The sequence below is a fragment of the Ruegeria sp. AM4 genome (assembly GCF_056540665.1).
Genome location: NZ_JBQFXD010000008.1, coordinates 43,353 through 66,224, shown reverse-complemented (window position 1 = coordinate 66,224; position 22,872 = coordinate 43,353). Strand labels below are relative to the sequence as shown.

Annotated in this window: 23 protein-coding genes and 2 pseudogenes; 21 read left to right on the top strand and 4 right to left on the bottom strand. The window is 55.9% G+C overall.

Annotated elements, in window-relative coordinates; all coding sequences use genetic code 11:
* Positions 1–60 precede the first annotated feature (60 nt).
* Together ACR0JA_RS15420 and ACR0JA_RS15415 are read right to left on the bottom strand one after the other, a co-directional pair.
* A complete protein-coding gene (locus tag ACR0JA_RS15420) occupies positions 61–927 on the bottom strand; it encodes an urea carboxylase-associated family protein (protein WP_480576581.1) in 867 nt (288 codons plus the stop codon).
* Between the two features lie 23 nt (positions 928–950).
* The gene (locus ACR0JA_RS15415) at positions 951–1,796 is read right to left on the bottom strand and encodes a LysR family transcriptional regulator (RefSeq protein ID WP_480576578.1); all 846 of its coding nucleotides are present in this window, start codon (positions 1,794–1,796) and stop codon (positions 951–953) included.
* Positions 1,797–1,898: 102 nt separating this feature from the next.
* Here ACR0JA_RS15415 and ACR0JA_RS15410 point away from each other — a divergent pair, with 102 nt between their 5' ends.
* The 5 genes and pseudogenes from ACR0JA_RS15410 to ACR0JA_RS15390 form a co-directional block, all read left to right on the top strand.
* Entirely contained in the window at positions 1,899–2,699 is an 801-nt protein-coding gene (locus ACR0JA_RS15410; protein ID WP_480576575.1) for an alpha/beta fold hydrolase, read from the top strand.
* A 2-nt stretch (positions 2,700–2,701) separates the two neighbouring features.
* A complete protein-coding gene (locus ACR0JA_RS15405; protein WP_480576572.1) occupies positions 2,702–3,736 on the top strand; it encodes an LLM class flavin-dependent oxidoreductase in 1,035 nt (344 codons plus the stop codon).
* A gap of 9 nt (positions 3,737–3,745) precedes the next feature.
* Positions 3,746–5,224: an aldehyde dehydrogenase gene (locus tag ACR0JA_RS15400; protein WP_480576570.1), complete on the top strand. Its 1,479-nt coding sequence runs from the start codon at positions 3,746–3,748 to the stop codon at positions 5,222–5,224.
* Positions 5,225–5,502: 278 nt separating this feature from the next.
* Positions 5,503–6,150, top strand: coding sequence for a maleylacetoacetate isomerase (gene maiA / locus ACR0JA_RS15395; RefSeq protein WP_480576567.1), 648 nt, complete (start codon positions 5,503–5,505; stop codon positions 6,148–6,150).
* Positions 6,126–7,385 (top strand): annotated as a pseudogene (locus tag ACR0JA_RS15390) (PHA/PHB synthase family protein); the annotation flags it as partial. The gene maiA and the pseudogene ACR0JA_RS15390, both read left to right, overlap by 25 nt.
* Before the next feature lie 210 nt (positions 7,386–7,595).
* Here ACR0JA_RS15390 and ACR0JA_RS15385 read toward each other — a convergent pair.
* On the bottom strand, positions 7,596–8,381 hold the full coding sequence (locus ACR0JA_RS15385; protein ID WP_480576564.1) for a helix-turn-helix domain-containing protein: 786 nt from the start codon (positions 8,379–8,381) through the stop codon (positions 7,596–7,598).
* Positions 8,382–9,051: 670 nt separating this feature from the next.
* Between ACR0JA_RS15385 and ACR0JA_RS15380 the strand changes: the two genes are divergently transcribed.
* The 11 genes from ACR0JA_RS15380 to ACR0JA_RS15330 all read left to right on the top strand — a co-directional run bounded on the left by ACR0JA_RS15380 (position 9,052) and on the right by ACR0JA_RS15330 (position 18,751).
* Complete coding sequence (locus tag ACR0JA_RS15380; RefSeq protein ID WP_480576561.1) at positions 9,052–10,365, top strand: cysteine desulfurase-like protein; 1,314 nt, start codon at positions 9,052–9,054, stop codon at positions 10,363–10,365.
* Positions 10,366–10,401: 36 nt separating this feature from the next.
* Positions 10,402–11,208, top strand: a complete 807-nt coding sequence (locus ACR0JA_RS15375; RefSeq protein WP_480576558.1) for a transporter substrate-binding domain-containing protein — start codon at positions 10,402–10,404, stop codon at positions 11,206–11,208.
* A 91-nt stretch (positions 11,209–11,299) separates the two neighbouring features.
* Positions 11,300–11,992: an ABC transporter permease gene (locus ACR0JA_RS15370; protein WP_480576555.1), complete on the top strand. Its 693-nt coding sequence runs from the start codon at positions 11,300–11,302 to the stop codon at positions 11,990–11,992.
* Complete coding sequence (locus tag ACR0JA_RS15365; RefSeq protein WP_480576552.1) at positions 11,989–12,684, top strand: ABC transporter permease; 696 nt, start codon at positions 11,989–11,991, stop codon at positions 12,682–12,684. Before ACR0JA_RS15370 ends, ACR0JA_RS15365 begins: the two co-directional genes overlap by 4 nt.
* A gap of 1 nt (position 12,685) precedes the next feature.
* The gene (locus tag ACR0JA_RS15360) at positions 12,686–13,432 is read left to right on the top strand and encodes an amino acid ABC transporter ATP-binding protein (RefSeq protein ID WP_480576549.1); all 747 of its coding nucleotides are present in this window, start codon (positions 12,686–12,688) and stop codon (positions 13,430–13,432) included.
* 9 nt (positions 13,433–13,441) lie between these two features.
* Positions 13,442–14,227, top strand: a complete 786-nt coding sequence (locus ACR0JA_RS15355; protein WP_480576546.1) for an inositol monophosphatase family protein — start codon at positions 13,442–13,444, stop codon at positions 14,225–14,227.
* 26 nt (positions 14,228–14,253) lie between these two features.
* Positions 14,254–15,216: an ornithine cyclodeaminase family protein gene (locus ACR0JA_RS15350; protein ID WP_480576542.1), complete on the top strand. Its 963-nt coding sequence runs from the start codon at positions 14,254–14,256 to the stop codon at positions 15,214–15,216.
* 19 nt (positions 15,217–15,235) lie between these two features.
* Positions 15,236–16,393: an aminotransferase gene (locus ACR0JA_RS15345; RefSeq protein ID WP_480576539.1), complete on the top strand. Its 1,158-nt coding sequence runs from the start codon at positions 15,236–15,238 to the stop codon at positions 16,391–16,393.
* Positions 16,390–17,352: a pyridoxal-phosphate dependent enzyme gene (locus ACR0JA_RS15340; RefSeq protein ID WP_480576536.1), complete on the top strand. Its 963-nt coding sequence runs from the start codon at positions 16,390–16,392 to the stop codon at positions 17,350–17,352. Before ACR0JA_RS15345 ends, ACR0JA_RS15340 begins: the two co-directional genes overlap by 4 nt.
* 183 nt (positions 17,353–17,535) lie before the next feature.
* The gene (dapA, locus tag ACR0JA_RS15335; protein ID WP_480576533.1) at positions 17,536–18,426 is read left to right on the top strand and encodes a 4-hydroxy-tetrahydrodipicolinate synthase; all 891 of its coding nucleotides are present in this window, start codon (positions 17,536–17,538) and stop codon (positions 18,424–18,426) included.
* A gap of 67 nt (positions 18,427–18,493) precedes the next feature.
* Positions 18,494–18,751 (top strand): FAD-dependent oxidoreductase, encoded by a 258-nt coding sequence (locus tag ACR0JA_RS15330; protein ID WP_480576530.1) that lies wholly within the window; start codon positions 18,494–18,496, stop codon positions 18,749–18,751.
* 26 nt (positions 18,752–18,777) lie between these two features.
* Here ACR0JA_RS15330 and ACR0JA_RS15325 read toward each other — a convergent pair whose 3' ends face one another.
* A complete protein-coding gene (locus ACR0JA_RS15325; protein WP_480576527.1) occupies positions 18,778–18,999 on the bottom strand; it encodes a hypothetical protein in 222 nt (73 codons plus the stop codon).
* 30 nt (positions 19,000–19,029) lie between these two features.
* On the opposite strand from ACR0JA_RS15325, the pseudogene ACR0JA_RS15320 reads away from it, so the two are divergent.
* The 5 genes and pseudogenes from ACR0JA_RS15320 to ACR0JA_RS15300 all read left to right on the top strand — a co-directional run.
* Positions 19,030–19,113, top strand: a pseudogene (locus tag ACR0JA_RS15320) (hypothetical protein); the annotation flags it as partial.
* Between the two features lie 39 nt (positions 19,114–19,152).
* Positions 19,153–19,950, top strand: coding sequence for a pyrroline-5-carboxylate reductase (locus tag ACR0JA_RS15315; RefSeq protein WP_480576524.1), 798 nt, complete (start codon positions 19,153–19,155; stop codon positions 19,948–19,950).
* Positions 19,947–20,708: an SDR family NAD(P)-dependent oxidoreductase gene (locus tag ACR0JA_RS15310; protein ID WP_480576522.1), complete on the top strand. Its 762-nt coding sequence runs from the start codon at positions 19,947–19,949 to the stop codon at positions 20,706–20,708. The genes ACR0JA_RS15315 and ACR0JA_RS15310 overlap by 4 nt, the downstream gene beginning before the upstream one ends.
* Positions 20,708–21,463 carry an SDR family NAD(P)-dependent oxidoreductase gene (locus ACR0JA_RS15305; protein WP_480576519.1) on the top strand — a complete coding sequence of 252 codons (756 nt, stop codon included), beginning with the start codon at positions 20,708–20,710 and terminating at the stop codon, positions 21,461–21,463. Before ACR0JA_RS15310 ends, ACR0JA_RS15305 begins: the two co-directional genes overlap by 1 nt.
* Positions 21,464–21,483: 20 nt before the next feature.
* A complete protein-coding gene (locus ACR0JA_RS15300) occupies positions 21,484–22,500 on the top strand; it encodes a proline racemase family protein (protein ID WP_480576516.1) in 1,017 nt (338 codons plus the stop codon).
* Positions 22,501–22,872: the final 372 nt, after the last annotated feature.

Below are 22,872 nucleotides of genomic sequence, written 5' to 3'. Positions count from 1 at the left end.
AGGCGGTTCGTCAGAGTTCCGCTGGCCAAAAGTTCTGCGGCTTGTTTAGCATTCGACGAGTTATCCTGCCCCGTGCGTCCGGTCATAGGCGGACGGATTGGAAACTACATGGTTCGCGCGCATCTCTTCGCCGGGATCGAAGACTTCGATCAATAGGGGATGACAGGCGGCGGTGTCCGAAGAATGCGACGACGAGCAATCGCCGCCCGGGCAGGCAGACAGCCCCACGAGCAGATCAATCTCTGCATGGAACTCCAGATAGTCGCCAGGTCGGACGGGACTGGCCTTCATAAAATACTGGCCAGTGTCGCGTGTGAACCCGGTACACATGAAGACATTCAATACATCATGCACATGGGGCTCGGCCTCTTCCCGCGAAAGACCGGTATGGCTGGCAAGCGCGCGGGTCAGGTTCGAATGGCAGCAATAATGATAGTCCGTGCCCGACAAGAGCCGTCCCGTATAGGGATCACAACGTGTCCCGATGACGTCATGCACCGATCCCCCGAATGCATCGAACCCGTACCAATCGAGTGTGTCGGCGGTGATGGTCGCCATAGAGCGCAAGTTCGGAAAACTCGACCACATGCGGTCGCCCGTGGACAGATGCGTGCCATGCAAGGCGCGAGTCTTGCCAGAATAAAACCGCTCAGTCAGGTCGGCAGCGTTCCAGAGATTCAGATCGCCGACTTGTGGACCTTCGACCGATGTGATGCGAAAGAAAGCCCCGGCCGGAACTTCACAACAACTTGCATCGCGCGGCGAGACGGTGACCTCGGCTGTCTTAACAGACACGTCCCGGATTGCCTGCAAAGCGACCAGGTTCGGCGGCTGCAAACTGTTGGGCGGATAGCAGATAACAGGCGCTATGGCCTTTAGCTCTTCGGCGTTGGCTGGCGCGTCAAAATTCGGTGTTTCAAGCTTCATATCGGTCTCCGTCTTGCTCGATGCTATCCGTCAATGGTCTGAAACAACCAGTCCCCGAAAGCTCGGGCACTCGGAATCTCTTTGTTCACTGACAGGAAATAACCCTCATTTCCCGCGATTTTCGCATCGTGGGCTGGTACGAGTATCCCTCTGGCCACCGCATTTCTTGCCAAAACCGAGCTCGCCAGTGCCACACCGTTTCCTTCGGCCGCCAATTGCAAGGCCAGCCCATATGAATCCGCATAGAGCGACGGTTGGAGGCCCGGAAGTTCCGCGGCCTCGCCCCAGACCGACCAGCCACGTGACACACCAACCGCTTCGATCAACGGAAGTTCTGTTATCTCGCCGGTAAGTTGTGGAGATTTCAGTGCAATCAGGTCACTCGGCAAGATTGGCGCAGCATCTTTGCCGACTTGTTTGGCTGACCCGAAACGGATTTCCACATCTGCAGCGGAGGTATTGAATTCATCCGGCCAGATCGCTGTCAGAAACCGGATCGTCACGCCGGGGTGTTTGGCGGTGAAATCGTGCAATGCAGGTGCAATGATCCATTCCGTTGCGCTGATCGAGGCCGCGATTGTCAGATCGCTCTCGCCGCTTTCAGTGACATATCGATCTACGGCGCCCGCCAGCATTTCAAGGGCGGTATCCACTTGCGGACGAAGCTTGCGACCTTCGTCCGTCAGGGCAAGGCCGCGCGCACGCCGTTCAAACAGGGTGACGCCCAGGCGTGTTTCCAGCGCACGAATCTGCTGGCTGACGGCGGATTGCGTCAGGCCGATTTCCTCGGCGGCCGCAGTGAAACTCAAGCGGCGCGCAGCGGCTTCGAAGGCGCGAAACCAATTCAGAGGTGGCAGAGGTCTTGTCATCCAGAAGTCAGCTATTAGTCAGAATTATAGCTAAGACCGAAAATCCTTCATTTGTCGATTCCGAACAATCGGTTGATACAGGCCTGAACGCGAGGAGGCATGATGGAGCCTGACAGCAACAGGTGGAACTGGGGCTGCCGTCCGCGGCAAGACCTTGGTTCGCTGGCGGCGATCGTCGCGGGCGAGGGGCCACTTGTCCTGCTGTTGCATGGTGTGGGTTTGCGTGCCGAGGCCTGGTCGCCTGTTATCGACGCACTTTCCGCAAGCTTTCGCGTGGTCGCACCTGACATGCCTGGCCATGGACAAAGTCCGTTTGATGCCTCAATCACCGACCTGGCGGGTTACACTCGGGCTGTCGCGGGTATCCTCGATAGCCCGGCCATTGTTGCCGGGCATTCCATGGGAGCTATGATCGCAACCGACCTGTCGGACCAAGCGCCGGACCAAGTGCGTGCTGTCCTCGCCTTGAACGCGATTTTCGAGCGTGACCCGGTCGCACAAAATGCGGTCCAAAATCGCGCCGCCGCACTTGATGAATTGTCGGTAGCCGATCCGTCCCAGACAATTTCCCGCTGGTTCGGCGCGTCATCGTCTTCCGCCGCGACAGCCTGCCGCGATTGGCTGAATTCGGTCGATCCCAAAGGATATCGCAACGCCTACACCGTCTTTGCAACCGAGGACGGACCAAGCCGAACCAGCCTTGCCAATCTGGCAGTTCCCGCCCGTTTCATAACGGGTGCAAACGACCCGAATTCCACACCAGACATGTCCCTAAACATGGCGGCCATGACCGCGCAAGGACAGGCGCAGGTGATAGAAGGGGCCGCTCACATGCTGCCAATGACGCATCCGCAAACCGTTGTGACGGCGATACGCCGACTCGCCCAAATGGAAAGGACGTAACCATGGACTTCTCGCTGTTCGCCCATATGGAACGCCTGACGCCCGACGAGGATCATATCAGCCTTCACAAGGACTTCCTTGAACTTTGCCGCATGGCGGACGCAGGAGGGATGCGGGCAATCTGGACCGGCGAGCATCACGGGATGGAATTCACCATTTCGCCAAACCCCTTCTTGTCACTGGTGGACATCGCACATCATACCAAGGACATCCGACTTGGCACGGGAACCATCATCGCGCCGTTTTGGCATCCGATCAAACTGGCCGGAGAAGCCGCCGCCGCTGATCTGATGAGCGGCGGACGTATCGAATTGGGCATCGCGCGCGGGGCTTATTCTTATGAGTACGAGCGGTTGATCCCCGGCCAGGATGCCTGGATAGCCGGGCAACGGATGCGCGAAACCGCGCCGCTGCTTCGTCCGTTGTGGGCTGGGGATTGCGCGCATGCAGGTGAATACTACAGCTTTCCCGCCACCAGTTCCGCCCCAAAACCCGTGCAGCCGGGAGGGCCACCGATCTGGATCGCTGCGCGCGACATCAACAGCCATGAATTTGGCGTCCACAATGGGTTCAACATCCAGGTCACTCCTTTGTGGCAAGGGGAGGAAGAGATCAAAACACTCATGAGCCGGTTCAATGAGGCCTGCTCGAGCCATGATGGTCCCAGGCCCAAGATTATGTTGCTCCACCACACCTATGTTGGATCGGACAGCGACGATGTGGTGCAAGCGGCCAACGAGTTGTCGCGTTTCTATTGTTATTTCGGCGCCTGGTTTCAGAACAAGCGACCTGTCGAACAGGGCTTGATCGAGGCGCTCAGCGATAGCGAAATTGCGGCGAATTCGATGATGGCCCCCGAAAACATGGCGCGCGATCTGACCATCGGCACGGCTCAGGAAGTGATTGACCGCATCAAGCGATACGAAGACCTTGGGTATGACGAATTTTCGTTCTGGATCGACAGCGGGATGAGCGCAGACCGCAAGCGCGCATCGCTCGCCCGGTTCATAGATGACGTCATGCCTGCTTTTGCCTGAGGATTCACGATGAACGACCTGCCCCATTACTCACTTTATATCGACGGCGCGTTCACCGAGGGATGTTCAGGCCGAACCATGAACAGCCAAAACCCGGCGACAGGGCAAGACTGGGCGACATTCGCCTGTGCAGCACCCGAAGATGTAGACAATGCAATTGCCGCTGGGCGTCGTGTCCTTGCCGACCCAACCTGGCGAGACATGACGCAGACCGCGCGCGGCAAGCTACTCTATCGACTGGCTGAATTGATCGCGGATAATGCTCAGGTACTCGGGCGGCTCGAAACGACAGACAGTGGCAAGCTTCTGGCTGAAACTGTGTCGCAGACCGGCTATGTTGCTGATTATTATCGCTACTACGCGGGTCTTGCGGACAAGATCGAAGGCGCGGTCCTTCCGATCGACAAGCCAAATATGCATGTTTTCACGCGTCGCGAACCGATCGGCGTGGTCGCGGGTATCGTGCCCTGGAATGCTCAGATGTTCCTGACCGCCACCAAGCTTGGACCTGCGCTTGCCGCGGGCTGCGCTGTGGTTCTTAAGGCGTCAGAAGCGGCGCCGATCGCAATGCTGGAATTCGCGCGCATGATAGACGAAGCCGGATTTCCTCCCGGGGTCGTCTCGGTGATAACAGGGGATGCCGAGAACTGTGCGATACCCCTGACACGTCATCCCGACATTGACCGCATTGCTTTCACCGGCGGCCCCGACACAGCGCGGCATGTGGTGCGAAGTTCGGCCGAGAATTTCGCCGTCACCACGTTGGAACTTGGCGGCAAGTCTCCGATCCTCGTGTTTGATGATGCCGATCTGGAAGGGGCGGCCAACGGGTTGATTGCCGGAAATTTCGGCGCGTCCGGGCAAAGTTGTGTTGCAGGGTCGCGCGGGCTGGTTCACCGCCCGATCTTCGACGCCTTGGTCGAGAAGATCGCCGCAAAATCCGCAGGTATCGTTGTTGGTGATCCCTTGGATGCAAGGACACATCTGGGCCCTCTGTGTACTAATGCGCAGGTATCACTGATTTCGGACACGCTGGCCAAGGCGAAAGATCAGGGTGCGGAAATAGAATTCGGCGGCGCACCTCTGGACAGGTCCGGAAACTTCATGGCTCCCACGCTCGTCACTTGCTCGTCACCCGAAACCGAGACGCTCAAGGTCGAGATGTTTGGCCCCGTCATGTCGCTTCTACCCTTTGATGACGAAGAAGGGGCAATTGCATTGGCCAACGACAGCGTGTTCGGGCTGGGCTCGGGAATTTTCACCCAGAACCTCGCACGAGCGCACCGTGTAAGCGCGCGGCTTCGCGCCGGGATTTGCTGGATCAATACCTATCGCGCCGTATCACCGATAGCGCCCTTCGGCGGTTTCAACCAATCGGGCTATGGGCGCGAAGCGGGGATAGAGGCGATCCTGGACTACACCCGCACAAAAACAACCTGGATAGACACCTCTGAAGAACCAATGGCGAACCCGTTTGTCATGAGGTAAAAGCGCTCAGAGGCAAGCCAACGGTATCTGCGATACGGGATCGTTGTTCCCTGCGGGACGCATTGCATCTAAACCTTGTATATTGATCGCGAAGAGCTTTTCGCGTGCCGCATTCACTACCGCACCGATTGAACCCACAGAAAGCCCACCCTTGGCTGGTAATGTTCTGGGCTATCATTTCGGTGGTAAGCCTCTGGACTTGATTTCCTCTAGTGAGCAGAATTACGTTAAGTTGAACGCGCAGTCTGTCGATCAGTTCGACTGAGAAGGACCCTCCGGTGAGTAACGTAATTTTGTATGACTATTGGCGGTCATCGGCGAGCTATCGGGTTCGCATCGCATTGAATCTTTTGGGCGTTTCCTACGAGGCGCGGCAGGTAAACCTTCTGGCTGGCGCGCATCGCTCGGCGGCGTATCTGGCGCTCAATCCTCAGGGGATCCTGCCGTCGTTGCAAATTGATGGTCAGGTGCTGACGCAGTCTTTGGCGATCATCGAGTATCTGCATGCTACGGTGTCGGGCTCGACACTGCTGCCTGAGGATCCGTTGGAGCAGGTGCGGGTACGACAGTTGGCCTATGCCGTCGCGATGGAGATCCACCCGGTCTGCAACCTCCATGTTGCCAAACATCTGGTTGAACTGACCCAGGGTGGTGACGCGGCGCGGGTGGAGTGGATGCGCCATTTCATTCGTAAGGGGCTGGTGCCCCTGGATGCCTTGCTGGCGCAGAACCCGTTATCTTCCTTTTGTTATGGCAACGTGCCGACCATGGCCGATTGTTGCCTGATCCCGCAGCTTTACAACGCCGATCGCTGGGGCGTGGACTATTCCGACCTTGCCCATGTCAGCCGCGTCGCCGCACTGGCCGAAGACATGCCGGCCTTCATCGCAGCACACCCCGACCAGATCGGACCACCAGAGGACTAGAAGGGTCGCAAAGTCTGATTGACGGGTTGGAAAAATATGTGACCGACATCGAGGCCAACAAGGGTCAGATGCTGGTGACGCTGGCCAACAATGAGGCGTTTTCGGTCGGGGATAACATCGCCACCACCGAAGGCGCGGTCGTGTTCCGGAACCGTATGTTCGAGTTGATCCAATACGCGCCCAAGACCAAGACGGTGCATAAGACGCCTCTGATCATCTTTCCGCCCTGGATCAACAAGTTCTACATAATGGACCTCAAACCCAAGAACTCGTTGATCAACTGGATCGTCGAGCAGGGCTTTACCCTGTTTGTGGTAAGCTGGGTCAATCCCGATGCATCCTACCGTGATGTCGGCATCGACACCTATATCGAAGAAGGCTATCTGACCGCGATCGAACAGGCAAAGGCGATCACTGGCGAAAAGCAGGTGAACGCCGTGGGCTACTGCATCGCTGGGACAACCCTGTCACTGACACTGGCACTATTACACAAGCGCGGCGACAAATCCGTCAAATCCGCGACCTTCTTTACCACGCTGACCGATTTTGAGGATCAGGGCGAGTTTACCGTTTTCCTGACCGACGATTTTGTCGAAGGCATCGAAGAAGAGGTGACCGAGGAGGGGGTTCTCGATTCCTTCTTCATGTCCCGCACCTTCCGCTATCTCAGGGCAAACGATCTGATCTACGGACCCGCGGTTAAACGCTACATGATGGGTGAGGCACCGCCGGTCTTCGATCTTCTCTATTGGAACGGCGACAGCACAAACCTGCCGGCGCGCATGTGCGTCGAGTATCTGCGCTGGCTCTGCCAGCAGAACCGCTTTGCCCGCGACGGTGTCGAGATTTTGGGCGAGGCTTTGTCGATCAAGGATGTACAGGTACCCCTGTGTTCCATCGCCGCTGAGGCCGATCATATCGCCGCTTGGAAGGCCTGTTATAACGGGGTCACGCAGATGGGCAGCCGTTCCAAGACCTTCATCGTGTCTGAATCCGGCCATATCGCCGGTATCATCAACCCACAGTCGAAAAAGAAATACGGCCACTACACCAATAGTAGCCTGCCCAAGTCGAGCGAAGAATGGATGCAAGCGGCTACCTATAACGAAGGCTCATGGTGGCCCCGTTGGGGCGAATGGCTGGCCAGAAAATCCGGAGCCCAAACGGACGCACGGAATCCCGGCGACGGCACCACAACCCTGGCAAAAGCGCCTGGGACTTACGTCATGAACTGAGCGCGTACCTACACGCGAAATCAACCGAACCTTTACTAATTGTCCTGCTACGAAAGACGAGACTATTGGCGGCCGGGCAACCCACGCCACAGAGTCTCTTCTTTTTAACAGTTCGTTTTATGAGCTGGATAATCGCCCCGCCTGCGCAACTTGGGAAAACTTGAAAGAAATCTGTGACAGAGTGCTTTCTTGGGAACTTCCGTTGGCGCTTCATTTGAGATGCAGCAGAAATAGGCTAAAAAGTTCGGCCTGCGAAGAAATCTGAAGTTTGCTGTATATATTCCGCCGATGGGTTTTTACCGTCGGAAGAGAAATGCCCAGATTTAGCGCTATCGAGTTGCTGCTATGCCCGATCAGAACAAGCTGGGCGATCTCGCGTTCCCGATGTGTAAGCGTATCACCACCAAAATCATTAAACCTTTCGTCTTGAACACCGGTCGTCTCTTCCGACATCAGGCTGGATGGGTTGGTCGCAAACTGTCGATCAATGACGGCCCGCAGATAGGGAAAAAACACCTCTAAGGACTGAAGGCAGGCAGCTGTTTGCTGGCTATCGCGGGGAACCAGCAGGCTGAAATCAAGCATCGTATCGTTTGGAAGTGAAACGAGTGTGATTATCTCGGCAATGTTCTTGGGCCAGCCTGGTGTTCGATACCCTATCTGCTCGGTATCATCGACATGGACATCGATTTCTCGTGTTTGAACAGGAGAAGATCCTCGACCTTCCAACAATGAGGGCATTGGATAAACACCGGATTCTTTGCCGGCCAAAAAGGCTCGGTAAGCGGGGTTAATAACGTAGGTGTAGTTCAGAAAGTTATAGAGCCCACGCGCGTAACTGACCGGAGTCGGGCGATCCGCCAAGGACACGGCGGCTTGTTTTCTACGATAAAGAAATATGTGAAAATTCCCGTAGCCCAGCCGTTGCTCCATCAGATCTGCAAGATCCTGAACAAAACTGTCACGACCGATCATGGTGATCAATTGCACTGCCATTTCGTTTGTCAGTGTGGGGTACTTTGTGACCGGAAGGCATTCGAACATATTTTGGGCCTCACATAGAACTGGACTCAGATTTACCGCCCCAACATCAATCCGACAATCTCTTCGATCCGGCCCACAGAAATCACTCATCCTATAGGACGATTCAAAGATCGAATACCTCGGCAAAATTTCTTTGTGTTCAAAGGCAAAGATGAGAGCCACGTATGAACTTGTGAGAAAGCCGATCGAGCAGGAAACCCTCGAACAACTTGGACGAGCATTTGGGTTTCATCGGCCTTGAATAACGGTATGAATGGCTGGTTCAGAACAACATCAGGATCTACGACGCGTTTGATATCATCAAACGTTGGATCAACCGCGAAGAACTTGTCGAATGGGTTCAGCCCTCGGGTTTCTGTGTATGCATCCCACGCATCAAAACACAATTCAAATTGGATAGCGCACAACTCGATCAAACCCTGTTTCAAGAGTTTGGCACATATGTTGGGGCTGGGCGATGGTCCGAAATGCCGGATACCTTTTCCGCATGGTCTAAGCTTAGCCGGCACTGGATAAGCTGTCGCAGGGTCTGGACACTGTGTCGGGCGCGAAACGTAATTTCTTACAATCTTAGCTCAAGACACGTTCTCATCCTTTAGGACGATAGGACGTTTTGGGTGGTTTGAGTGACACTTCATTCCGACAGGCGATCGCTGGGCGCCGACAACACGGAATACGACACTTGGAATTTCCAATATACAATGTACGCGACAGGTTTCCTTCGCTTTCAGTGCAGGATGATGGCGTGCGGCGTACGTATCTTGATAATCCGGCAGGTACTCAGGTTCCGGGTTCGGTTGTCGATGCTATAGGTCACTATCTTCTCAACCATTCAAGCAATGCAGGCGGGAAATTCCAGACCAGCGTTGAAACCGACAAGGTCTGGCTGACAGCGCATGAGGATATGGCGACTTTCTTGGGTGGGTCCTCAGCTGCTGAGATCATTGTCGGTCAGAGCATGACCAGTCTGACATTTCATCTCTCGCGCAGCATCTGCCACGAATTCCAGCCCGGCGATCAGATTGTGATCAGTCGGATGGAGCACGAAGGCAACGTCGGGCCATGGCTTGAAATCGCCAAGGACAAAGGGCTGGAAATCAGATGGGTCGATTTTGATCGCGAAAGCTGGCAAGTTGAACCCGACGACCTGATGGCGCAGCTCACCGACAGAACGCGGCTTGTGGCCCTGAACTATGCCAGCAATCTTACGGGTTCCATCAATGACATAAAGCGTTTGACACGCATCGCCAAGGATGCAGGCGCGCTGGTCTTTGTGGATGCGGTACAATTGGCGCCGCATCACCTGGTCGACGTTCAGAAGCTTGGTTGCGATTTTTTGACCTGCTCGTCGTACAAGTTTTTCGGACCGCATCTGGGCGCGATTTGGGGGCGTCAGGTGTTGCTGGAGTCGCTATATCCGTACAAGGGTCGATGCGTATCGGATGCTAGCCCGGATCGATACGAGATGGGTACACCTCAATACGAGCTGCTGGCGGGCCTGTCGGCGACCGTACGCTATTTTGAAGATATCGGCAGAGCTACCGGAGGCACCGGCGATCCGCGTTCTTTGATCGCGCGAGCGTACGAAGCTTCGCGAACTTATGAGGAACCACTGACCAACCAATTTATCTCCGGTTTGCAGGATATTTCCGGCATGTCTATCTATGGGATTGTCAATCCAAATCGCATTGGTGAACGGGTGCCGACGGTTTCGTTCAGGCACGCCAGCGTGCGACCAGACGCCATTACCACGGCTCTGGCCAAGGCTGGAATTCATGCATGGCATGGCCATAATTATGCCTATGAACCAGCCAGAGCCCTTGGATTGCCACTGGATGAAGGTGTCGTCCGAATTGGCATCGCACATTACAACACCGCTTCCGAAATTGATCAGACGCTAGAGCAGATTTCGAAAATTGTCACAGAAGCCAGATAAAAATTGGCCAATCCATTCACACAAGGAGGAACAAAAATGAACTTTAAATCCAAACTCGTAGCTGCCGGTCTGGCGGTGCTGGGGCTGGGGGCACCTGCGTTGGCAGAAACTTTGCGCGTGGGCATGGAATGCACCTATGCTCCTTTCAATTACCGAACCGAATCCGGTGAATTGGCGGGTTATGACGTCGATGTTGCCAAAGGCGTAGCCGAAATCATCGGCGCCGATCTGGAGTTCGTCTGTCAGCAATGGGACGGAATGATCCCTGCGCTGCTTGCCAACAAGTTCGATCTGATCATCGCATCAATGTCGATCACGGAAAGCCGGCTGGAAAAAATGGACTTCTCCAGCCCGTACCGCGACTCGGTTGGCCGGATCGTAGGGAAATCGGGGCAGAACCTGAACCTGTTCGATGCTGACGGCAATCCAATCCCCGAAAACTTTGATGGTCTTAGGGTTGGGATTGAGCGCGCTTCGACCTATGAAAACTGGTTTAATGCCAAGCTGCCGGATGCCGAAGTTGTACTTTATGACGGATCCGAGCCGCTATACCTGGATCTGGTCAATGGCCGTGTTGACGCGATCATAACCAACCCCATGAAAGCACATCTGCGATTCCTGTCTCAGGAAGAAGGCAGCGGCTTTGAATTCGTCAGCCCGCCAATCAACGAGGTTGAGTTCTTTGGCATCGGCGTGGGCATCGGACTGCGTCAGGGTCAGCCTGAGCTGAAGGAACGCCTGAACGGTGCCATCAAGCAGCTGATCAACGACGGCCAGCTGACCGAGTACGCGTTGAAATACTTCCCATTCCCAATCCACAATGAGGAATGGGGCGACGGCTAACCTCCCCTGACGCGGCAGCGCACAGTAACGCGCCGCCGCGTCTTAGAACCGATTTTGCACCGATCATACTAAGTAATCGAAGGGACGTAGTGTGGAAGTCTTGGCCGGATGGTGGGATGACTTCTTTTGGGGGTCTGTCGTTGTTCTGCAGGTGTTTCTGGCATCGCTGGTGCTGATGGTCCTGTTCGGGCTGATCGGCGCGGCGGCGAAACTGTCGAATAACCGTATCGCACAGAAGATCGCAGGCGCCTACACTGTGATTTTCCGCGGAACCCCTGAAATTTTGGTGATCTTGCTGCTCTATTTTGGGTCCGCGATCACCCTGACCGCGATTGCGCAGATGTTTAATCCCGACATAAAGTTTCTTGATGTGCCACCCTTCTGGGCCGGGACCATCGCCATTGCTCTGATTGTTGGCTCCTACGCGACCGAGACCTTTCGCGGTGCGTTCCTGGGGGTCAAACCAGGCAGCATCGAGGCGGCGCGGGCGCTCGGAATGTCGAACCTTCAGACGTTTATCTACGTTCGCGTTCCCGAGATGTGGCGATTGGCCCTGCCTGCCTTTGGCAACCACATGCTCTCGCTGATCAAGGATACGGCCCTGATTTCGATCATCGGGCTCAACGAGACCCTTTTTGTCGCCAAACAAGCCATTGGGACAACCGGCAAACCCTTCACCATGTATATCGTCGTCGGACTGATCTATCTGGGCTTTTCGACGGTGATTACCCTGACCGTGATGGGGCTTGAACGCTTTGGCAAACGCACGACGAGGCTGTCATGAGTTTTGATCTTTCCCTCATCGTCGAATCCCTGCCCAAGATGCTGATGGGCATGGGCGTGACCTTTCAGCTTCTGATCCTGTCGGGGTTTCTGGGGCTCTTGCTTGCCATTGTGCTGATGCTGATGCGGATCAGCGGCAAATGGTATCTCGATTGGCCCGCTCAGGTCTATATCTATGTCTTCCGCGGCACGCCGATCCTGGTGCAGATCTTCATCGTATATTACGGGTTTCCGCAGTTCGAGTTCATCCGAGAAAGTGTCTTCTGGCCGATCTTTCGCGACCCGTTCGGCTGCGCGATCTTTGCTCTGACGCTGAATACCGGCGCATATGTCTCAGAGATTTTGCGAGGCGGTGTTTTCGGTGTGGATCGCGGTGTGCTTGAGGCCGGCGAAGCCCTGGGTCTTTCCAAATCGCAGCGCTTTGTCTACTTGACCGCACCGATTGCGACACGTCTGGCGCTACCCGCATATGGCAACGATATCATAAGCTTGCTGAAATCCACTGCGCTTGCCAGCACCATCACACTCATGGATATGACGGGCATAGCGCGCACCATCGTGGCGCAAACCTATGCGCCCTACGAAATCTTCATCTCATTGGCGATCATCTACATGATCCTGACGTTCATCATCCAGAAGATATTGGCCCGTATCGAACGATATGTCGGCCGCTATGCCGTAAGGGAGGGCTGATATGACATCCTCGGAGCCTCTGATCCGGATGCAAGGGGTCGGTAAGCATTTCGGCACCTTCCAGGCACTGAAGAACATAAACCTTAGCGTTACAAAGGGCGAACGGATTGTTGTCTGTGGTCCTTCAGGGTCGGGAAAGTCCACCATGATCCGATGCATCAATCGGCTTGAAAAGCACGATGAAGGTAAAATTGTTATCGACGGGATCGAATTGACCGACGATCTGAAGGATTTGAACGCCGTACGCCGCGAAGTTGGTATGGTGTTCCAAAGCTTCAACCTGTTCCCACATATGACGATCCTCAACAATCTGATGCTGGCGCAGAAACTGGTGCGCAAGACACCGAAGCCGGAAGCGCGAGAGATTGCGATGCACTATCTCGAACGCGTGAAGATCCCCGAACAGGCTGGGAAATACCCGATTCAACTTTCCGGCGGCCAGCAGCAACGCGTCGCGATCGCCCGTGCGCTGTGTATGAAGCCTGAGGTGATGCTGTTTGATGAACCTACATCGGCATTAGATCCGGAAATGATCAACGAAGTGCTTGAGGTCATGGTTGATTTGGCGAAGGACGGCATGACGATGATCTGTGTGACACATGAAATGGGATTTGCACGTTCGGTCGCGGATCGCGTGATCTTTATGGATGCCGGCGAAATCGTCGAAGAGGCTGAGCCGGATAGGTTTTTCAACCAGCCAAAAAGCGAACGCACCCGAACTTTCCTCAGCCAAATACTAACGCATTAAGGGGCCCTTATGACTTCGCGCCTTCCTCCGTATTCCGAGTATTTGACGTTCGCCGAGAAACTGGCGGACCTTAGCCGCTCCATGCTGCTGCAGGCCCATCAGCACAAACCGGAAGTTGAGATAAAACCGGATGCATCTTTTGTAACCGCCGCTGACAAGGCCGTAGAGGCCGCCTTGCGCGCGAGGATCATGGATGCCTATCCGGATCACGGAATTCTTGGTGAAGAATTCGAAAACTCCAATCTCGATTCCGAATTTGTTTGGGTCCTGGATCCGATTGATGGCACGGCCGCCTTTATCGCCGGCATTCCTGTCTACGGCTCGTTGATCGCGTTGGCTTGGCAAGGCGCGCCCTACCTGGGTGTTATGGAACATCCGTTGACCGCAGAACGTTGGGTTGGAGTTGCAGGGGAATTCGCCCAGTTCAATGGCAACCCGGTTCGTGTCCGGTCGTGCGCCTCGATCGGAACGGCATACGCAACGTGCAGCAATCGTGATTTTATGAGCGTTGCCGAACAGGTTAAATTCGATCGCGTCCGCGAGCGCGTGCAATACGTGCAATATGGCGGATCCTGCTATTCCTACGGTGTTCTATCCTCGGGCCGGACCGATCTGGCGCTGGATGGCGGCCTGGATGCGTTCGATATCTATGCACCAGCGGCCGTGATCACCGGGGCGGGCGGGCACGTCACCGATTGGGAGGGGCAACCTCTTTCATTCGATATGAAGGGTTCGGTTCTCGCTGCCGGAGACCATGCGCGCCTGGAAGAAGTTGTGTCGATCCTGCAGGATTGATGCGCGGCATAATTGGAGAAGCATTGATGCCTGAAGACTCTACGCCAATGATTTTGCAAGACGAAATCATCAAGGAATTATTGCCGCAGCTTGACGTTCAAGGCGAATTACGAGTGATGTTCAAGGCCTTGGCACAAGGCAAGGCCGAACAACCCGCACAGACCGTGACAGAATTCCCCAACAAGGATGGCGATTTCATCACCTATCTGGGAGTGGTTGAAGCGATGGGTGTTTTTGGTGCCAAACTGTCGCCTTATATTGTGACGGACAGCGCACCGATCATTACCGCCTGGACTGCTCTGATGAGCATGCGGACAGGTCAACCTCTGGTCTGGTGTGACGCGGGCAGGCTGACGACCGAACGTACGGCTGGCACGACTGCTCTGGCCGTTGACTACTTAGCCCGGGTCGACGCCAAAAAACACGCGATTATTGGGAGTGGAGCCGTCGCACAGGCACATCTGCGCCATGTTCTGGGACTTCGAAATTGGGATCAGATCGCTGTTTATTCCCCATCTTTGACACAGGAGCCGGAGCGTCAGCTCACATGGCAGTCCTTGTCTGAAAAAGTTGCCATCGCCGACGATGCCGCAAGCTGCGTTACTGACGCGGATGTGGTAATGCTGTGCACGTCATCAGGAACACCGGTGATTGATCCGGCCGATATCGGCAAACCTGCTCTTATAACGTCCATCAGTACCAACGCGCCCAATGCGCACGAGGTTCCACCGAGTTTTCTGAACCAGGCCGAGGTCTATTGCGACTACGCGGCGACCACGCCGGGTGCAGCGGCGGAGATGCAGATCGCAACGGCTGACCATGGATGGTCGGCGGATCAGATCAAAGGCGATCTGGGTTCGCTGGCCTGCGGCAAGGCTCCGCTGCCTGACTTTACCAAGCCAGTCTATTTTCGCTCAGTCGGTTTAGGCCTTGAAGACATCGCCATGGCCTATGGCATCTGGAAACTGTCTCAGGCGCAAGGCAACTGAGGAAAAGGGAAGAGACAAGATGAAAATCAAACCTTTTGGTGTTGAGATCTGGATGAATGAATTCGAAAATCATTGCGAATTCAATCTCGCCGAAACCTGTGTAGCATCTCTGACGATCGAGCAGCTTCTGAAATTGTCAGGCAAGAACTCGGACGTTCTTGACGATCTCAAACCGATGAAGCTGACTTATGGTGCAATCGAAGGGTCCGACCGTTTGCGTGATGCGATTGCGACGCTCTATGACCGTCAGGAGCGTCACAATATCGTCGTCACACACGGCGCGATCGGGGCTAATGCTTTGGTCCATGAAACGCTGGTGGAACCGGGCGACCATGTGATCTCGGTCCGGCCAACCTATCAGCAGCACTATTCGATCCCCGAGAGCTATGGCGCCACAGTTGATATCCTTCACCTGCGGCCAGAAAACGGCTTTTTGCCTGATCTCGAAGAATTCGCCGCATTGATCCGACCAGAGACCAAGTTGATCGCGATCAACAACCCCAACAATCCGACCGGCGCATTGATGGATGCCGGTTATTTGGAACAATTCATCGAGATTGCCCGGCGCAGTCAGGCCTATGTGCTGTGCGATGAGGTATATCGCGGCACCGGTCAAACAGGGGACGGGTTCTGCCCCGCCATTGCGGACCTCTATGAACGGGGTATCAGCGTGGCCGGTATGTCCAAGACCTTTTCGCTGGCAGGGCTGCGACTGGGTTGGATCGCAGCGGCGCCAGAGGTGCTTGAGGCGGTTTCCATCCATCGCGATTACAACACGATCAGCGTGGGTATGCTGGATGACTATTTCGCCGCCCTTGCACTGGAAAACAAAGCCCGCATTCTTGAACGTAGTCACCGGATCACTCGCGGAAACCTCCAGATTCTTGATGATTGGGTATCGAATGAACCCCGGATGTCCTACGTTAAGCCACAAGCGGGCACGACGGCACTGCTGAAATATGATTTCGATATGTCATCGCGCGATTTCTGTATCTCCTTGCTGGAAGAAACCGGAGTGATGTTCACACCTGGTTCGGTTCTGCATATGGAAGGCTGGTTGCGCATCGGCTATGCTAATGATCCCAAAATTCTGGAGGCTGGGCTGCGTAAAGTCAGCGCATTTTTGCAGCGACTTGAAGAGAAGGGTGTACCTCCTGTTGCATCCGTGACCGCATGAACGAAAGCATTTTCCAATCAGCCGCGCGTTCGGTCCGGGCGCGGCAACGCGTAGCTGGGTTGATTTACCAGACGCCGGTACTGCCTTCGCTGTCGTTGGGGGTCAAAACCGGATGCGATCTGTATTTCAAGGCTGAGAACTTCCAACTGACCGGATCGTTCAAGATGCGGGGGGCCGCCAGCAAGATGACGGCGATGGAACCGGGGCAAAAGCTGATCACCGCGTCCTCGGGCAACCACGGCATTGCCGCGTCACGCGCGGCCTCTCTGACCGGTCAGAACCTTACCGTAGTGCTGCCGGAAACCGTGGCGCGCGCCAAACTCGACAAGATCCGCTCTTTCGGGGTCGAGGTTATTCTGCATGGGTCGGAATCCGGCCTGGCCGAAGCTCATGCGCAAAGCCTCGCGACCTCAGGAGATTACACCTATGTTTCTCCCTATAATGACCATGATGTGATCGCTGGACAGGGTGTGATCGGGTTGGAGTTGCGGGAGCAGCTTCAGCAAATCGACAACGTGTTCATCTCGATGGGCGGTGGAGGGCTCATTAGCGGTATTGGGTCGGTTCTCAAGTGCTTTGGTTCGAACACGCGCGTAATCGGTATATCGGCACAGAATTCGGCTGCTTTGGCAGCGTCGATGCAGGCGGGCAAGGTCGTCGAAACCGAACATCTTTACACGCTGGCTGATGGGGTTGCCGGCGGCGTTGACGAAAACAGCGTGACCCTTCCATTGGCGATGAAGGTGATCGACCGGGTCGTCACCTGCACTGAAGAGGACATTGCAGAAGCGCTAAGGCGGCTCGCGATTGAGGAGAACATGCTGGTCGAAGGGGCAGCAGCGCTAGCCTTGGCAGGGTTCCTAAAGTTGTCTAGCGAGCTGCAGGGACAAACCAATGTAGTGCTGCTCTGTGGGGCCAATTTTGATTGGCCAAGAATTTGCGAGTTAGTTGGGTTTTGAATTTCTCTTTACAGCCGCTCGTTGTCGAAGAAGGCTCTTCGGTTTTGTCCGCAATTCTCTAGTTTGAGAATCCTAGGGTGTTGCAACCGCGGCGCTTGTTCGAATGGCGGCCGCGATCGCAGTATTATGACGGGAACTGTTGTAAACCTTAGGCCATTACAACAAATCACAGGACACCGACCTATGAGCTACAACGTCAAACTTTCTGGCATCATGCCAGCGCTGGTGACGCCGTTTGGCGACGATAACAAGATCGATTTCGGCGCGCTCGAAAAGCTGCTGTCGCATTTCCGCGAGGCAGGCGTCACCGGCTGGGTGCCGAACGGATCAACGGGTGAGTATTTCTCGCAGAGCACCGAAGAACGACGCTCTGTCCTGCAGTTCGTCAAGGATTTCGCCAACGAAGACGAAATCCTGATCGCGGGGACAAACGCCCCCGCCACGCGCGAAGTGATCGAGCAAACGGCGATGGCCAAGGAGATCGGGTACGACAATGTGCTGCTTGCCCCGCCATTCTATACGCGCCCGACACAGGATGAATTGATCCAACATTATGAAACGGTGCTGGCCGAGGTGGATGTCAATCTGGTTCTGTACAGCTATCCGGCAAAGGACGGCGCGGATATCAGCTTTGAGCTCATGGATCATTTCGCCGACAATCCGCGCGTGATCGGCATTAAGGAAAGTTCGGGCGTGTTGCAACGCGCCGTCGACATCGCCAGCCGGTATGAGGGCAAAATTCAGCTGATCTCGGGCTCGGACGACATTGCGCTGGACTTCATGTTCTGGGGTGCGGACAGTTGGATCTGCGGGCCGTCGAACTGCATGGCCCGAGCCTGCTGCGATCTGGACCGTGCCTATCGGTCAGGGGATTTGAACGCGGCGCGCGAGATGATGAAGAAGCTATATCGCGCCATGAACATTCTGGAATCCTGCAAGTTCGTTCAGAAGATCAAATATGGCTGCGAACTGCAGGGTCTGTCGATGGGCGAATGTCGCGCCCCTCTGGGGCCGCTGACGGATGAAGAAAAGGCAGACATGCGCGCGGCGATGGAGCCGATCCTGAACTGGTAATCCCATCCCGGGCGCGTTTGGTCACATGCCGTTTGCGCCCGGTTTTCCATCACGTTATCGATCTGTGATGTCACAAACCGAACAACTGTTTGACACCGCCATCGTTGGTGCCGGGATTATCGGTGCCGCGCTTGGCCATGACCTTCAGAAACGGGGGCACAGGGTGGCCCTCATCGATTGTGATGCGCCCGGAAACGGCGCGTCTTTCGGTAATATGGCTTCGATCGCGGTGACCGAATTCATGCCGGTGTCGCGCCCCTCGGTCTGGATGCAGACGCCGCGTCGGCTATTGGACCCTGAAGGGCACAAGTTGGCCCTGATGTGACCCTCCGAATTCCGCGAGTTTCTGGCTCAGGAACTGGGCAGCGTTGTCCGCCACGGCAAGGCTATCAACGTTGAAGACGTGCAGGCGGCCTTTGAACCGTCGCTGAGTTTCCCGACCTCCAGCGTCTGCCGCGTTGGGGTGTCCAGCTTTGCCAAGCAGTTCTCGGACCGGTATGGCCCGGCCAACAACCGCATGAACTGCTTGCCAGCGTCTTTCAGGCCGGTATCGTCTGGATCAACTGCTCGCAACCGACCTTCAACTAAGCGCCATGGGGCGGGTACAAGAAATCTGGTATTGGGCGTGAACTGGGGGATTGGGGTTTGAACAACTACCCCGAAACCAAAACAAATCACGTCTTATGACCGCTCCAAACCCTGGGGTTGGTATATCAAGGAGTAGGTATGCGACTTGGCTTCATCGGAACAGGGGTCATAACCGAAGCGGTTGTGACCGGGCTGCTGGCGTCCGACGTTGATGTCACCGCGATCTACGTCACCGAACGTAATCGCACGATATCGGCGCGGTTGGCGTCTGCAAGCGACAAGGTGCAGGTCTACGCAGATGCGCAGGCCGTTGTTGATGGGTCTGATCTGGTGTTTCTGGCGGTCCGCCCGCAGGATGTGCAGGCGGTGCTGGCGCCTTTGCGATTTGCCGAGGGACAGCATGTTTGCAGCCTGGTCGCGACAGTGACCCATGAGGTTCTGCAAGACTGGATCGGCACGCCTGTGCGCCTGCTCCGCGCAATACCTTTGCCCTCGGTTGCCCATCATCGCGGCGTGACAGTTCTGTTTCCGCACGACCCGGTGGGTGAAGCGCTGTTTGGTCCGCTAGGGACAGCGGTCAGCGCCCGAACATCGGAAGAGTTTGATGCCTTCGCCGCCGCAAGTGCCCTGATGGGAACATATTTTGGCTTTCTGGGCGTTGCCTCAGACTGGATGCAATCCAATGGGATTGGGCGCGTGGATGCACAACGCTATCTGAGCGGAGTTTTTTCCGGATTGGCGCATACCACTATGGAGGATCGTGACAAACCTTATGAATCGCTGCGGGTCGAACACTCGACTCCCGCAGGACTGAATGCGCAACTGTTCGAGGTGTTTGCAAGTAACGGTGGTCCGAAGGCTCTGATAGCAGGGCTCGACAGCGTTATGCAGCGGTTGAGCGATGCTCGCAAAACACCCAATGGAGATGCGAAATGATCCATTCTCTGCGAGGTAAGACCATTCTGTTGACGGGGGCTACCGGGTCGATAGGTCAGGCGATCGCCCGCGAATTGGCGGCCGAGGGCGCGCGCGTTCTATTGCATTCCCATAGCAACGCAACCCGTGCCGAAGCGTTGGCAGCAGAGATCGCGCAAGGAGCAATTGCGTTTGCAGCCGATCTGTCCGATCCATTAGGGCCAAATGCGCTTTGGGAGGCCGCCGAAGCCCAAGCGGGCCGCATAGATGCGTTGATCAACAATGCTGGCATCCTCACCGCCTCTTCCGTGGATGAGCCTTTGAAGGATTGGCATCGCGCCTGGCACGGTGATCTTCAGGTCAACCTGATGGCCGTCGCCGATTTGAGCCGCGCGGCCATTCGGCACTTTCGGGCGCAAGGCGGCGGCCGGATCATCAACATGGCGTCGCGCGCGGGGCAGGGCGGATACAGGGCCGAGGCGATGTCTTATGGTGCAACCAAAGCGGCCATGATCAACCTGACCCAAAGCATCGCGCGTGGGTTTGGAGCTGACGGGATCACAGCGGTGGCTATAGCACCGGGTTGGGTGCGGACCGAGATGTCCGAGGATTACACACGCACCCATGGCGAAGCTGCTGCCTTGTCGGGCATTCCGCTAGGCCAGATGGCCGAGCCGGAAGAAATTGCCGAGCTTGTCGCCTTTGTTCTGCGGCCCTCGCAAGCTTCGCTCACAGGCGCGGTTCTGGATGTAAATGGCGCAAGTCAGATGAGGTCATGATGCGGCGTTTTGAAGGAAAATCTGTTGTCGTCACCGGTGGAGCAGGCGGTATTGGCACAGCGATCTGTGAGCGGTTTGCAGCCGAAGGCGCCTTTGTTTGTGTCGCCGATGCAGATATCGACAAGGCAGAAACGGTCGCCGGGAAAATACTGGCCGCCGGAGGTCGGGCGGAGGCCCACGCCTTCGATCTAACCGATCCTGCGGAAATCCGGGATTTCGTCCGAGAATGGACCGGCGCAGGGCGCAAAATAGATGTGTTATGCAACAATGCCGGGCTGATGCGGCGGGGCGCGTTGATGGAGCTGTCAGCCGAGGATTGGCAACAGTCCTTTGCCGTCAATGTCGACTCGCTGTTCCACATGTGTCAGGCGGCGATCCCGGTGATGCAGCAACAGGGCGGCGGGGCCATCGTGAACACGGCTTCGCAATGGGGCATGCACCCGGCACCGGGCCATATCGCCTATAACACCACCAAGGCAGCTGTTGTGGCCTTCACCCAGAACCTTGCTCGCGACTATGCGCCGGACAACATTCGCGTGAATGGCGTGGCCCCGGGCGAAGTTCGAACGCCGATGCTGGAAAGCAATCTGGCGCGGTCGGGGCGCAGTCTTGACGATCTGAATGCGCTGGTGCCATTTGGCCGGATTGGAGAGCCAGATGAGATCGCCGCCCTCGTCGCATTTCTGGCCTCGGATGAGGCGCAATACCTCTGCGGCTCGGTGGTGGAAATCACCGGTGCGCAGGCTGTGGCTTAGAAAACGGAAAGAACAAACCTATGCGTTGGTCCCGAACTCTGCAAACGGTCGATGTCCATTGCGCTGGCGAAATCGGTCGTGTCGTGACCGTAGGGGTGCTGGACATCCCCGGAGCGACCATGGCCGAAAAGCTGGACCATCTGAACAAGGTCGATGACAGCCTGCGCCAGCTCTTGTGCTCGGAACCGCGTTCGGCACCGGCGGGGTCTTTCTGTCTGCTGGTGCCCGCCTGCGACCCGGAGGCTGATATTGGGTTCATTGTTCTCCAACCGGATCAGGCCCATGCGATGTCTGGCTCGAACGCCATGTGTGCAGTGACCGCATTGCTTGAAACAGCTTCGATCCCGATGGTCGAACCCGAAACCATTGTGACCTTGGACACGGCAGCTGGCCTCGTGCGGGCGCGGGCAGCTTGCACCGATGGCAAGGTGACACGGGTATCTCTGGATATGCCACCGTCTTTTGTTGCCAAGAAGAACAGTAAAATTGAGACCCCGGACTGGGGGACGATCCGTTATGATCTGTGTTTCGGCGGTGTTTTTTATGCGCTTGTGGATGTGGACCAAATAGGATTGTCGATCACACCGGACAACGCGCGCGACCTTGCCACGCGCGGCGTCGCTCTGCGCAATATGATCGCCAAGGTCGAGGATGCCCCACACCCGACCACTCCGGCTTTGAATGGATTGGCATATGTCATGTTTCGGTCAACCGACCCCGACGGCGCGGTACGGACCTGCACAACGTTGCGCCCTGGCCGTGTAGATAGGTCACCCTGCGGTACCGGTTCAAATGCGAATATGGCTGTGCGCCATGCGGTGGGTCTGGCCCAGCCCGGAGATGTAGCGGTCTCGCGTTCGATTATCGGTGGCGAGTTTACAACAGAGTTTCTAAGCCTCACGAAAGTGGGCGAGTTTGAAGCGACACAGAACCGCGTGTCAGGGCAATGCTGGATCTATGCGATCTCTCAAATCGGGCTCGACCCCACCGATCCGTTTCCAAGTGGCTTCAGGCTGTCGGACACCTGGGGTGGTTAGCGCTATTGAGGGAAAGCCTAAGGTCTTGAAGGTAAAAACGCTCTCGCTGACCTCGACAAGGGATGTGTCGCAATACTTGGGGCCTGATTGACTGGCGCCTGAGAAATTGACGTTTCTTTCCGTCGAGCCGGTTTCCAACAGGTTTCAGTTTGATTTTTGTGCAAGGTTGCCATTCCCCCAGAGCAGCAGTTTTCTACGCTGTGGACTTCTATCGGTGGTACACGGTTACCTGTGGTGACTTTTAGGCGATTATGTCCGAACGCAGTGAGCGGGTTGATCGCTAGTCCCTCAACAGGTGGGTTGCAATATACTTACCACTGGTCGCTTCACGGGCGCAATCTGAGCGGGGGAATGGTTCGGCAGCAACTAGTT